The organism is Segatella bryantii, assembly GCF_022024215.1.
GTDB classification, from domain to species: Bacteria; Bacteroidota; Bacteroidia; order Bacteroidales; family Bacteroidaceae; genus Prevotella; species Prevotella bryantii.
In genome coordinates this window covers 448,455-461,742 of record NZ_CP091797.1, presented here as the reverse complement: position 1 = coordinate 461,742, position 13,288 = coordinate 448,455, and the positions used below count along the sequence as shown (strand labels likewise).

Annotated in this window: 16 protein-coding genes; 5 read left to right on the top strand and 11 right to left on the bottom strand. The window is 36.5% G+C overall.

Features of this window, described 5'->3' with window-relative positions; translation table 11 throughout:
• Positions 1–100 precede the first annotated feature (100 nt).
• Positions 101–1,003: an Abi family protein gene (locus L6471_RS01755; protein WP_094449076.1), complete on the top strand. Its 903-nt coding sequence runs from the start codon at positions 101–103 to the stop codon at positions 1,001–1,003.
• A gap of 849 nt (positions 1,004–1,852) precedes the next feature.
• Here L6471_RS01755 and L6471_RS01750 read toward each other — a convergent pair.
• Positions 1,853–2,386 carry an ATP-binding protein gene (locus tag L6471_RS01750; RefSeq protein ID WP_094449071.1) on the bottom strand — a complete coding sequence of 178 codons (534 nt, stop codon included), beginning with the start codon at positions 2,384–2,386 and terminating at the stop codon, positions 1,853–1,855.
• Positions 2,387–2,402: 16 nt separating this feature from the next.
• Complete coding sequence (locus L6471_RS01745; protein ID WP_074549866.1) at positions 2,403–2,807, bottom strand: hypothetical protein; 405 nt, start codon at positions 2,805–2,807, stop codon at positions 2,403–2,405.
• A gap of 263 nt (positions 2,808–3,070) precedes the next feature.
• Between L6471_RS01745 and L6471_RS01740 the strand changes: the two genes are divergently transcribed.
• Positions 3,071–4,057 carry an IS1595 family transposase gene (locus L6471_RS01740; RefSeq protein ID WP_237797120.1) on the top strand — a complete coding sequence of 329 codons (987 nt, stop codon included), beginning with the start codon at positions 3,071–3,073 and terminating at the stop codon, positions 4,055–4,057.
• A gap of 2 nt (positions 4,058–4,059) precedes the next feature.
• On the opposite strand, the gene L6471_RS01735 is transcribed toward L6471_RS01740, so the two are convergent.
• Both L6471_RS01735 and L6471_RS01730 read right to left on the bottom strand, forming a co-directional pair.
• Positions 4,060–4,350: a hypothetical protein gene (locus L6471_RS01735; RefSeq protein ID WP_237797119.1), complete on the bottom strand. Its 291-nt coding sequence runs from the start codon at positions 4,348–4,350 to the stop codon at positions 4,060–4,062.
• 3 nt (positions 4,351–4,353) lie between these two features.
• Entirely contained in the window at positions 4,354–4,566 is a 213-nt protein-coding gene (locus tag L6471_RS01730; RefSeq protein WP_237797118.1) for a hypothetical protein, read from the bottom strand.
• Positions 4,567–4,757: 191 nt separating this feature from the next.
• On the opposite strand from L6471_RS01730, the gene L6471_RS01725 reads away from it, so the two are divergent.
• Positions 4,758–4,955, top strand: a complete 198-nt coding sequence (locus L6471_RS01725) for a hypothetical protein (RefSeq protein WP_237797117.1) — start codon at positions 4,758–4,760, stop codon at positions 4,953–4,955.
• The gene (locus L6471_RS01720) at positions 4,939–5,310 is read left to right on the top strand and encodes a hypothetical protein (RefSeq protein ID WP_237797116.1); all 372 of its coding nucleotides are present in this window, start codon (positions 4,939–4,941) and stop codon (positions 5,308–5,310) included. Before L6471_RS01725 ends, L6471_RS01720 begins: the two co-directional genes overlap by 17 nt.
• A 201-nt stretch (positions 5,311–5,511) precedes the next feature.
• Here the strand turns inward: L6471_RS01720 and L6471_RS01715 are convergent, their stop codons facing one another.
• From L6471_RS01715 to L6471_RS01695, 5 genes are all read right to left on the bottom strand, one after another.
• Positions 5,512–6,222 (bottom strand): hypothetical protein, encoded by a 711-nt coding sequence (locus L6471_RS01715; protein WP_237797115.1) that lies wholly within the window; start codon positions 6,220–6,222, stop codon positions 5,512–5,514.
• 74 nt (positions 6,223–6,296) lie between these two features.
• Positions 6,297–6,920: a hypothetical protein gene (locus L6471_RS01710; RefSeq protein WP_237797114.1), complete on the bottom strand. Its 624-nt coding sequence runs from the start codon at positions 6,918–6,920 to the stop codon at positions 6,297–6,299.
• Between the two features lie 86 nt (positions 6,921–7,006).
• Positions 7,007–7,498: a hypothetical protein gene (locus L6471_RS01705; protein WP_143067236.1), complete on the bottom strand. Its 492-nt coding sequence runs from the start codon at positions 7,496–7,498 to the stop codon at positions 7,007–7,009.
• A gap of 718 nt (positions 7,499–8,216) precedes the next feature.
• On the bottom strand, positions 8,217–9,095 hold the full coding sequence (locus L6471_RS01700; RefSeq protein WP_223918716.1) for a DMT family transporter: 879 nt from the start codon (positions 9,093–9,095) through the stop codon (positions 8,217–8,219).
• A gap of 16 nt (positions 9,096–9,111) precedes the next feature.
• Complete coding sequence (locus tag L6471_RS01695) at positions 9,112–9,480, bottom strand: winged helix-turn-helix transcriptional regulator (RefSeq protein WP_027454217.1); 369 nt, start codon at positions 9,478–9,480, stop codon at positions 9,112–9,114.
• Positions 9,481–9,719: 239 nt separating this feature from the next.
• Between L6471_RS01695 and L6471_RS01690 the strand changes: the two genes are divergently transcribed.
• Positions 9,720–10,166 carry a cupin domain-containing protein gene (locus L6471_RS01690; protein WP_006281128.1) on the top strand — a complete coding sequence of 149 codons (447 nt, stop codon included), beginning with the start codon at positions 9,720–9,722 and terminating at the stop codon, positions 10,164–10,166.
• Positions 10,167–10,185: 19 nt separating this feature from the next.
• Here L6471_RS01690 and L6471_RS01685 read toward each other — a convergent pair whose 3' ends face one another.
• The gene (locus L6471_RS01685) at positions 10,186–11,862 is read right to left on the bottom strand and encodes an ABC-F family ATP-binding cassette domain-containing protein (RefSeq protein WP_006281122.1); all 1,677 of its coding nucleotides are present in this window, start codon (positions 11,860–11,862) and stop codon (positions 10,186–10,188) included.
• Between the two features lie 206 nt (positions 11,863–12,068).
• A complete protein-coding gene (locus L6471_RS01680) occupies positions 12,069–13,208 on the bottom strand; it encodes a substrate-binding domain-containing protein (RefSeq protein WP_237797113.1) in 1,140 nt (379 codons plus the stop codon).
• Between the last annotated feature and the right edge of the window lie 80 nt (positions 13,209–13,288).

Below are 13,288 nucleotides of genomic sequence, written 5' to 3'. Positions count from 1 at the left end.
TTTGTATTATCAATGAATATTCGTACCTTTGCAATACGAGAACCCGCCAAGCCTCTCAACGATGCTCAAATGTGCGGGTCGTTTTTGTTTTTATAGGTATATGGCAGCAAAAATTCCGTTTATAAAAACATATTCCACACCCCATGAGTTAGTGCAGCTTCTCAAAACAAGAGGTATGGAAATAACTGATGAGGAAAAGGCTCAGCATTATCTTTCCCACATCGGTTACTATCGCTTGTCTGCCTATATGTACCCATTGCTTTCTATTCCCAAGGAGCAACATCTATTCAAGCAAGGAGTGACTTTCGGTAAGGTTATGATGTTGTATCGTTTTGACAAGAAGCTACGCCTACTTTTATTCAATGAAATTGAAAAGATAGAGGTCGCAGTGCGTTGTGCAATCGTGAACTTTGGAACGGAAATGACAGGTAACCCTTTTTGGATGACTGATGCCAACAATTTCTCAAATCCGTCCAAGTTCAATCGCTCTATACGTCTTATAGAAGATGAACTGAACCATACAAAAGAGGATTTCATCAACCATTTCAAAGAGACATATACCAATCAGTACCCACCTTCATGGATGCTGACCGAGATATTGCCATTTGGTGTAATCACCAATATTTATTCCAACATCAAGAATAAGAAGATAAAGAAACGTATTGCACAGTCTTTTGGCTTGCAAGTTGCACCTTTTGAATCTTGGCTTACCATTATCACTGTAACAAGGAACTCATGTTGTCATCATGCACGTGTATGGAATAGGGTATTCTCTATTCGTGCTACCATGCCAATTAGAATGTCACGTCCTTGGATTACCTTGCCGACAGATCCTTTGAAAGTGTACTTTGATATGTGCATCATCAAGTACTTCCTCGACATCATATCTCCAAATAACGATATACTTGACAAGATGAACAGACTTTTTGCTACGTTTCCAGAAATAGATAAAGTTGCCCTGGGTTTTCCTTCTGGTTGGGAAAACGAACCACTGTGGCAATAAAAGGCATATGGAGTGACTGCTAACCACCCCACATCACCCATATTTTCTGTAATTTTGGTGCAACAAAAGGTTAAAAACGTTAAATCCTTACCTTTTCGTATCTAATCAGAATCCATATGGGCACTTTTCTACCGTTTAGAGTGTATAATACTGATAATCAACTAATAATACATTCTTTCATCGAAATTTCTCTGAAGGCTTTACCATTCTTGTATGCGATTTCCATTTTCCTAAAAACATTTGAAAACAATAATTGTATCCATTTCTCAGAAATGAGTTTGCGATAATCGTGCAGGTGTAAAGGTATGGCAGCGGGCTTTGGAAATAAAAGTCAAGCCTTCGGTTTTCTAAAAAATCTCCACACCGTTAGGTAGTATTTTTCCGAAAAACCTTGTATTTCCAGCCTTGCCGCCCTTGAAAGGCACCTGAAACGAAACGACCGATGCGACAGGAAAACGCAAAAAAAATGTCGGGAAAGGGAGCGACGAAAAGGTGAAGATACGAGAACTTCGGCAGCTGAGCCCATAGTTACGCTTCCTTTTGCCTTAAGGATAGGGAATAATCAGAAAGTTTTTTTGAAAATGATGAGAAAAGGATATTTTGCTTTGCAGCGTGTCTCAAAGCTCTCTCAAATCGATAAATTTCCCTCAGACCACTTACAGACCACGCAGAGGTCTTAACAGACCACATAGAAATTCTAAAATATCCTAATAGACAATAAGTTATTATTGCGTTATATTGTAAAATTGAAACTAAATTCCTATTTTTGTGAACGATAAGAATAGAGCCGACCCTAAAAAGAGCCGACTTTTTTATTTCACTAATACAATTTATGCCAATGAGTAAAACCTACATTCCAAAGATGGGACCTAAAAAAGCCGTGATGGGATTATAGGGGAAAGAGCCATGAGGGTCTTTGATGTTCTCTGGCGTCATCCCGCGGGGAAGTGCTCCTGGATTAAGAACCTCTATTCGGTCATCATAAATAGCGATACCGACAAAGGCATTGTATTCTTCCCAATGCTTGAAACTAAACGCCATGCCAGCGTCCAACAAGTCAAAGAAATTGCCGTAAGCACGTTGGTTGTCTATGAATTCGTTCTTGTCAGTTCCTCTGAACCTTGCCATCTGAATGGTGAACTGCGGATAATAACCTTTCTCGTTCTTCGTAAAAAGCATTGCCGCTGCATTATTGGGCTGACCGTCAGAAAAGAGTAGCTGAAGTTTGTCAAGGACACTCTTCAAAGGTTCTGTTAAAACTGAATTTGGCACACGCCCGCCTTCTGCACCTATACGAACACGCATATCACGAAATATCGTTTCATGCCACGAATATACTAACTTTCTGATAAACAACCAAATAAACAAGAAATTAAATTTCATAGAAAATCACCAGAAGTTATTCATGAATACTTTTAAAACAAGTAATTCGATGAATCACATATAGTATTACTCCACTAAAAATACAAGCTATAATATCTATCCAATCATATTGCTTTGCTAAAAAACCATCAACGATTTCCCACCCTATCAAAAAAACTGTGGCATAAAAAATATTAGTAGGTATACTCCATTTTTCTTTTCGTAAAGCTTGTGTCAAAAATACAATAATGGGAACACCCAAAAAACTTGTGTAGCAATCAGCTATATGATAATCGTTTATGTGATGAGAATAAACATAAGGGCGATATACATAACTTAATAATACGCACAATATTAAAAGAAGAAATGCAATGAAACCATAAATTAATTTTAACTTCTTTCGTTTATTCTTTATGTATTGAGTATCTTGTAAAGATTTCATAATATAGTTATTTATTACAAAGGAATAAAAAAAAGGCAATGATATAGAAGTTGACCCAACTTTTAAGATTTCCTCAGAGTCAAACAGATTCTGAGGAAATTATTTTTGTATCTGATTTTTACTATAGAATCATCAAATACAATTTACAAAGTAAATTGAAATTCGTATATTTGTCGAAATTTGTAACGTTATACGTATAAAATAGCCCCTTAACACTGGACTTTTTCGTATCTTTGTAGTATAATTTAAAAAACAAAGATATTATGATAGACTTTTCAAAATTCGACAACATCATTGATATGACAATGTACTTCAACACAGACGAGAAGTGCAAGCAAGCTATCACAGAAGCACGTTGGGGTGTGGGTGATGAGCAAGATGTTGAATGCCCATACTGCCACGAGCATCACTGTGTGGTACGCAAAGACGGTAAGTTCCGTTGTAAACATTGTGGCAAGAATTTCTCTTGTCTTGTCAAGACGATTTTCCACAATACCAAGTTGCCACTTATCAAGTGGTTCGTTGCAATGTATCTTATTAGCAGTCACAAGAAGGGTATCAGCAGTCATCAGTTGAGTCGTGACCTCAAGGTTACGCAGTCAACAGCGTGGTATATGCTTCAGAAGGTACGCTTGCTGTATAAACAGTCTGATGAAGATTCTTTCGAGGGTACAGTAGAATGTGATGAAGCGTACATTGGTGGTAAAGAGAAGTGGAAGCACAAGTCAATGAAAACACCTCATACACAAGGTCGTTCTACAAAGACCAAGACTCCTGTGTTTGGTATGATGGAACGCAGTGAGTTCATCAATGGTGTTGGCGAAATTGAGCCAATTACTTACGTTCACGCATTCGTTGTTGAACAGACTGACGGTGCTACTTTGCTACCTTATATTCAGCAGTTTGTTGAGGATGGTTCAAGAGTCATCACTGATGAATTGAACGCTTATAACGGACTCGCTGCATTGGGTTATGACCACAAGAGAGTACATCACGGTGCTGAAGAGTATGCCAATGGTGACGTGTTCACCAACAGCATTGAGGGTTTTGGGAGTCACTTCAGACGTATGATTGTGGGTTGCTATCACGATGTATCTGATGAGCATTTACAGCAGTATATTGACGAGGCTGTGTATCGTTGGAACACAAGAAAAATGAGCGAATCAGCAAGATTCGCCCATATGTTCGCCAAGTCGATTGGACTTGTTCGTAAGTGGTCTGAAATCAGAATTGGCTTGGTTGCTGCATAATATTACTGTATGCTCTTTAAAGCCCTCATAGTTTTTAGACAAAGTTCATATACTTTGTTGTATTCAAAGTGCGCATTTCCATCAGGAATCATTTCACTATCGCCACCATATACATGGGATTCAGATTCTTTCTGCAAGACACTTGCAACAGCCGATAAAGAAAAAATTGCTTGTTGAATATTCTGTTGAAGATATGCATTATCGCCAACTCCTTCTTTCAGTATTTTGTTAACTGACTGCTTTACAATTCTATGAAGGTCACTTTCTGTTAGTTTTATCAATTTCTTACTCATATGTTATCTTATTACTTTAATCCAATTATTATCATTATCAATATTATTGTTGTTGATTTCGTCTTCGAAATCGTATATGTCCCATATACCACATCTTTCATCTTGGTTAGTAATCTCTCTTAGTTCCTCATCACCAAGTTTATCAAGGATATGCTTGTCGTATGTATCCATCGGAAAACTTGCAACCATAATGATGTCATTTAAACTATTCACCATTGTTTCTTTTATAACTCTATTAGTAGACTCTCTAACAATTCTATGTAAATCAGATTCTGTAAGTCTTTTATTCATATTCTATACGTATTTTTAATATAAATATCACGTAGAATTTGTTTTTCTCAGATTTTTTATGTTTTTTTGCAAAAATAAGGATATTTATTGTAGAATTATAAACATATATGAGTCATATGGGTAAGAAAGTACACTTGATTAATGAAGCTGGTGATAGAATAGAGGTTGAACGCAAAGATTTTTCTAAATCTGAGTTGTTGAATGAACAAAAGTATTCCAATTACGATATAGACGTTGATTGGTATCTTAATAACGGCTATAGTTTAGCTGAAGATATGTTTAGGAGAATAGAAAGTAATGGTAATAGCAAGTAATGAGGTAGAAAATGTTTTAAACAGAATTTTCCTTGTAGGAATAGCATATAATGGTCAAATACCGTCTCTGTATACCAAAGCACAAACAGCCATTTTGAATTTAGACAAAACTGTAGCCAATGTTTATGCATCGTCTGTAGCTAACGCACCTTATGCTTGGAAGCGAGACAATGTACTTGTATTGGTTGTTGGTAAACTTATGTTTTCATATTTCAAGAAAATAAAAAAAAATGGTGATATTATCATTGTTGTTGACGAGGTAGCAGAAAATGGAAGAATTGTGACTGAAGAAATACGAATAAGGAATATCATAAAAGAAACAATAGAGAAATATCTAAAAAAGAATTTGGTATAATGAAAATGAGCAACCGTGATTGGCTGCTCATTTTTTAGAAGTTTGGGTCAACTTCGATGTTATTGCCAAAAAAAATTGAAATCTCAACAAAAAAGTGGTTGTTTTTTTTAAAAAAACAACCACTTTTTTTGTTATCCTCTCATATCATCGCTAACTGATATTTGTCGGATGAACCGAATTTATTCGTTTTCCTTTTACAGTTCATTGTTTCTTCGTTATTCTATTTATACCACTTTGATTATTTACGATATTTATTTTGATTGGAACAGCAAGAATTTTTTGAGGTATATCCTTAATAGATGTAGTGCGATTTGATAAAAATAATTCCTTATTCATATAAATACTTTTTGCTTCTAAGTCTAATGATATGGATTGTACGCTCATATTATACATTCCCAATATTGCGGTCAAATCTGCTGCTAATGTAGTATGGTTTATACACTCTTCTATCTGAGATTTATTCTTACACTTATATTCTGGGAGACATTGCGAAACAATGATGGCAATATCACTAAAATCAGACAAATCACAATGTATGTTGATGTTTTTTTCTTTTGAATACTTGCTTAAAATAACTTTTAAACATGTATTCATTTCTTGCAAAGTTTCTTTATACCCCCTCTGTCTTTGGGATATTGGAAAAGCTGAAAGGCCCTTGCCCTTGCCCTTTCTCTTTAAATCATCAATAATATAATTAGTACTATATGGTACAGTTATACTTATTTTATCGTTATCTCCTGTAACAATATAACATTTATTTTCTATTGTATCTGCTTTCTGAATGAAATAGACACTTTCAGATTCAGTCAGAGCAAGAATATTTACTTTCAAGTCTTTGTTTTTGACACGGGTACAAGAAACAAATGTAAATATCGTAGAGATAAGCATATATAATATATTGAGTTTATTCATCTTAATTTAAGAATATGTGAAAGTCAAAGAATTTGTTAAATAGAATACTAAGTTTGCTTTCCAACATACCATTTCTATCTCAAGATCTTAATATTCATCAGTTTTAATTCCTCATTATTCATGCGAACCCATTCATCCCAGTCTTCCTTAAATAATTTTAGCAATGGGCTTGGATGTGTCCTTAATAGTTCTGACAAATAAATCTTTGCTTTCTTCTCTCCATCGCGCAGATAAATTGCCTTAATCTTATTAATAGCCATATCTTCGTTATACTCTTCATTCAATGAACTGTCACAAACAGCAATTGTCTTTTCAATGTAATAAGCAGCCGAGTCTTTATTATGTTCCCTTAAGTATTTTGCCGACATAAAGATAAGCCGTAACGGATTATTTGCTTGAAGGGTCAAAACTGCATGTTCAGCGTTGGCCATAGCCTCATCCTTGTGTCCCAAAGAAAAGAAAATCATGGAACGGTGATGATAACAATGCCTCTTACCGATGTTCGTAGTATCAATACTAAGTAAGAAGTCTGAAAGTTTCAATGCTCTTTCGAGCATTGTCGTGTCGTTACGCAGATTCCCCCAAAGGACCATTTTGGCTAAACTATCACGAAGGGTATTGAGATTTTCTTGATTCTGTCCTTTGGCACATACTACAATCAATACGAAGACAATAAAAAAATACAATATTTTTTTCATAGAAACTTATTGGTTTATTATTTAATTCTGAATTTATGATTATATCTTCCCCATACACCAGTGATGAAACCAATGATTGATTGATGTCACATATATATTATTTTTTTATTAATGTTGACGGGAACATGTTCTCCAGGCAGTCCTCTACTTCTATATTTTCCAATGAGCTTATTCCCTAAGAAAGTAAGATATATCAAGTCTGGCTCGTATATTATCTGAGGATAACGTGAATCTTTCAAGCCATATTTCTTGTATATTTTTGGAAAGTATTTCTTTACCTCCTTGCCAAAGCTTTTGTCATCTAATTTGAAAACGGGGCTCATAGCCAGCGATTGTCTCGGATCCACCGTCCACATCACAAACAAGATGTCCTTACCATGAACTTTGCTTTTAAAATTATATGGACATCTATTCCACGAATCATAATCAATCTCATCGGATATTGTATATCGCTTCAGAATGTTGCTGATATCCCGACAATATACTCTTATGACATAGTCCTCGCCTTTATGAATGGAATCCAAGGAGTCAACATAAAAAGCCAGTTCCCTTTTCAAATCTTGATTGTCTATCTCCATGTACCTGTCTGTCTCCTTATAGCCTTCATTGTTACATGAAAGACATAAGAGAGTTATCGATATTAAGAAAAATATAACTTTATACATTCCTTTAAATTTAAAATATTATGAAAAAACTTACCATTTTTTCTCTACGGGAAAAGCCAGTCCATTTCCATTTACCGAGACATTGAATATGTGTAAACAATCGTCTGTCCCTCTGCCTTAGTATATGTAAAGACAAATAGCAGTATAGATAAAATGGCTTTGTTTTTCATCGGTTTATAATTTTAGTTAGCTATTAAATGGATACTTATAAAACATTTACGTTAATATGAAATTAAACTTATAAAGGATATTTTGGTAATATCCAGTATAAAGGCAAAAAGGTACTATGGGGAAGAAAAAAATGGAATTGCGATAGACTAACCGAAAAGTCAAACGCCACGAATCGGAAGGATATGCGACATGTACAAGGCATATAGCAAAATAGTCTACAGGTATTCCATACTCCAAGATCTTTTACTATTATATCGCAAAAATAAAGTATCAAAATGAATTTGCCAAAAAAATCGAAGAAAATTTCTGAAGAAAGTGCATTTTTAACATTTCAAGCACTGTAAACACATGGGCGGAGTCAATTAGCCGACAGCGAAGGCTTGTCTGATGAGTAAGACACCGTCTGAAATGCAAGAAATTAACGGAGGTTTTTGTTGGGGGGGGGAGATTTCAATCTCCCCTATTTATGTTTCGATCGCATCGTTTGCAATATCACACTCAGTACAATCAATGCTATGCCGACATAAAAGGAAAAGTTTAATTCGCGACCTTCACCAAAAAATAGGAAGGCAATGATGATACTGTATACGGGCTCAAGATTAAAACTTAAGTTCATGGTAAAAGCAGATAAGCCACGAAGAGACTTGATAACTAATAAATACTCTCCTACTGTACAAAACAATGCTAAACTTAACAACCACCACAAATTACTTCCTTCTGGTATAACGACAACAGATTGTGTACTTGGAAAGAAATATAGGTAAAGCGGTATGATAGCCGATAAAATAGTAACACCGCCACTCATCTGATAAAACAATGACGTTCTACCCTTCACACCCTCACTCTCCTTCTTATTAAGTACACCATAAAGCGAAGCTACAACCGCTGAGACGGCTCCCACTGCAATACCTGCACGATAACGCGAATCGAAAGAGAAGATAAGTAATAGACCAGCCATGGTGAGCATCGAATAAAATAGCTCTGTAACCGATATCTTCTTATGATATACCCATGGTTCTATGATGGCCGTACAAAATCCTACGAGAGAATAACAGATTACACCTATGGAAATATTCGACATCTTGATGGATGCATAAAATAATATCCAATGCAGTCCTAATAAAGAACCCACGCCGGCTAATCTGAGTAATTTCGTGGCTGATATCTTTGGGATTCCTGCAATTACCATGAGAAAAATGGTGGCAAAAGCCATGCGATACCACGCGATGTCAACTTCATTAAGGGTTACCAATTTGCCAAACAAGCCTGTAAAACCACCTAATAAAACAGCTAAATGGGCTGAAATATAATATTCAAGTTTGTTTTCTTTTTTCATCATATTATCGGCACACCTTTTATTTTAAGAGATAATTCTTTCTATTTTCCATAATGTCATTCATATTGTCAAGAGCCCACCCAATAAGACTATCGATATGAGGCAATAAACTCTTACCTTTATCTGTTAAAGTGTACTCTACTCGTGGTGGAACTTCCGGATAAGCTTTACGTAATACCAATCCGTCTGCTTCAAGCGTTTTAAGAGTAGCTGTAAGCATCTTTTGTGAGATATCAGGGATATTGCGCTGCAACTCCTTGAAGCGCTGATTGCCATTGCGCTCCATCGTGAAAAGTACCAATAATGACCATTTATCACCTATGCGAGTCAGCACATTACGGATAGGACAATCTGGAAATAACGCATCTCTAACTTCGGTTCTGTTCATTCCAATATTTTCTTTTTGTTATATTACTGCACAAAAGTAACTATTAAATTGCTCAGCAAGAAAGTATATATGTTAAACTATGTAAAACTATGATTGCGTTTCCCTTGTATTCAGACATTAGTTACCTTAAAGTAACCGACTTACAAAAGTGTGCCTACTTGTATAATTTATTGAATCACAATAACTTTGCAACCGAAAATTAGAGTTTAACACATATAACAATTAAAAAGATAAAGAAAATGAAATCAGTAAAGACTACAAAAACAGGTAAGAATTTTACAGCAGTAAATGTCGGCAATCTCAACGAGATTAAAGATTATGTTCTTCCATTGGGAGATATTCAGATTCCTGGCAAGGTATTTATCGGTCAGGCACTGGGAACAACAGGCAGCGAACTTTCATTCCAATCATTTGCTCCTGGACACGATAATGGTTTTCTTCATACTCATAAAAACCATGAGGAACTTTACTTCATTCTCAAGGGTGAAGGTCTCTATCAAGTAGACGGTGAAAACATCCCTGTATCTGAAGGAAGCATTATCCGAGTTTCTCCTGAGGGAAAGCGTGCTATCAAGAACACGGGTTCTGAAGAAATGATCATGCTCTGCGTACAGTATAAAGGTAATACTTTTACTGCAGAAGATGCTACCGATGGCGTCATCTTGAAGGATGAATTGAAATGGTAATAAACAGATGATGCACTCCCTACTTTTGGAGTGCATCATTAATCGTTTCAGCATTGTGATGACGAAGGTAATCATAGATACCCCCAAGGTGCTCTCTTACCTTACCACCGCCAAACTCATATACTTTGCTTACCAGTCCATCCAGGAATTCACGGTCGTGACTGACGATAATCGCAGTACCATCAAAGGCTTTGATTGCCTCTTTAAGCACATCTTTACTCTGAAGGTCGAGGTGATTAGTAGGCTCATCGAGAATAAGCAAGTTAACCGGTTCTAAGAGGAGTCTTATCATCGCTAATCGAGAACGCTCACCACCGGATAAAACTTTTACTTTTTTCTCTGAAGTTTCACCACCAAACATGAAAGCTCCCAGCAGATCATTAATCTTGAGTCTGATTTCACCTTTTGCCACACGGTCGATGGTATCATAGATACTTAAATCATCATCGAGAAGCTGAGCCTGATTCTGAGCAAAATAACCAATCTGCACATTATGACCGATTTTCAGATTACCTTCAAACGGAATCTGTCCCATAATACATTTTACCAATGTACTCTTACCTTCACCATTCTTACCGACAAAAGCAACTTTTTCCCCTCTTCTTATCGTCAGATTTACACCAGAGAATACGGTATGATCGCCACTACTTTCTAAATGCTGACGCTCCTGATAAAGACGTTTAGGATAAGTTTTGCTCACATTCTCACAAATAACAGGAAAATCGCCAGAGCGAAGGCAAGGTGGAAATTTGAGGTGCATAGCCTTATTATCCACTTCGTCTACCTCGATAGGTACAATTTTATCCAACTGGCGCAAACGTTGTTGCACCTGTACGGCCTTAGTAGCCTGATAGCGGAAACGATCAACAAAAGCCCTGATATCAGCTATCTCCTTCTGCTGGTTCTCATAAGCACGCAACTGCTGTTCACGACGCTCTTTGCGAAGCTCCAAGTATTTATCATATTTTACACGATAATCTTCTACATGAGAACATGTAATTTCGAGTGTACGATTGGTGACATTATTAATAAAGGTACGGTCGTGCGAAACGAGAACTACGGCTTTGGCAAAAGACTGCAGATACTGTTCCAACCACTGGATAGATTCGATATCGAGGTGATTGGTAGGCTCATCGAGCAAAAGCACATCCGGTTTACGAAGCAAAATCTTAGCTAACTCAATACGCATGCGCCATCCACCAGAAAACTCACTGGTAGGACGGTCGAAATCAGTACGTTCGAATCCCAAACCGATAAGAGTACGTTCCATCTCTGCTTCATAACCATCACCACCGAGCATCATATATTGGTCATAAGCATCTGTAAAGCGCGTAACCAGTTCGGTATAGCTATCGCTTTCATAGTCGGTACGTGTATTCATTTCCTCCTGCATCTGGTCTATCTTCGCCTTCAACTTGGTGGTATCAGCAAAAGCCTTGCGAGTTTCCTCACGAACTGTAGTATCATCGCTCAGTTTCATTACCTGAGGCAAATAGCCCACAGTGGTATTGGTACCTATATTGACAGAGCCTGAGGTAGGTTTCTGTAACCCACAGAGAATCTTGAGCATAGTAGACTTACCTGCTCCGTTTTTGCCGACGAGGGCGATACGATCTTTCTCGTTTACGACATAAGAAATATTCTTGTACAGTGGTTTTACCCCAAATTCAACCGTTAAATTATCTACTGAAATCATGTTTTATCTTTTTACGGCTGCAAAGGTACATTTTATTCTTGCAAAGAGCACTATGTGTGCAAAGGATTTTTATGTTAAAGTTGATCTCTTTCGGCTTGTATTCCTAAAAATAAAAAATTTTCTCGCCAAGACACCAAGATACAAAAGCCTTTGCGTCTTGACGTTCTTGGCGAGAATTATCTCTTGCAGAACTATTCTGGTACAGTTTATTTTCTCGTTAATCGTATAATACGGTCTTGCAACTCTTTAATCTTTTTTCCCTTTTTCCGATTAGCTATATAAAGAATGATTGTACGTGTAATAATAAATAGAATAAAAACAAAAACGAAAATATTAATCATGCGGTATTGCTTGTATTCCTTTAGGTAGTCATCTATCTGATGGTAAAGCAATTCCAAATTATTTTCCTGACGCTCTAACTCCTCAGCAAACTGTATCATAATACCCACATTAGTAGGTGTTATCACAGTCGTTTTCAGTTTATTAACTTTGGCATATTTTTCACCATGCAATATTTTCAGAGCCAAATCTATGACCTTATCACCGCGCGTCGGATAAGTACAAGTAGCACTGATTTTACCATCACGCACCAATTCCATTCCACCACCAGGTATGTTAAGCGCATCTACGCCAGAATAAAGAATAGTACGCTTAATGCCATGTTTCTTTACGCATTTGTATGCAGCATGCGCCATAATATCATTATGTCCGAAGACATAATCGATATCCGTACGCTTATTAAGAATACTATCCATCACCTTAGTAGCCGGTTCTGCTTTATAGTCGGCATATTCTGATGCAATAATACGTATACCTGGGCATTTAGCGATAGCATCCATAAAACCCTGATGGCGCTCTATGGTAGGCATATAATCTTTAAAGCCTTTTAATTCTACGACATTACCCCTGCCACGAAGTCGGGCACACATATATTGCCCGATAGAATAGCCGATATTATAATTATCAGCACCGATATAGGCCGTATAATGATTGGTATTCACCTTATGACCGTAAAAAATAACAGGAATGTGATTTTCATACGCACGATTGATAGCTTCGACAAGAGAGTCTTTATAATTAGGTGCTACCACCAGCACATCTATACCTTCATCGATAAGCATATTAATCTGATCAGACTGCTTTTGCGAATAGTCCTCGTCAGAAACAATATTTACATCAATATTTGGATCGAAATACTTAAACTCCTTCATCTCCTTACTCAATTGATTTCTCCAATTGTCCATGCTAGATAAAGAAACACCAATAACGTATTTATGTTCTTTTTGTTCTGTACAAGAACAAACCAAAACGACTAGTAAAATGCAAATATAAAAATAGTGCTTCATAAGCTATTACTTGATATAATTATGTTTTCTTGAGCGAATATATACTACTTTTTCATCTCTATATACTATTGCCAAATATA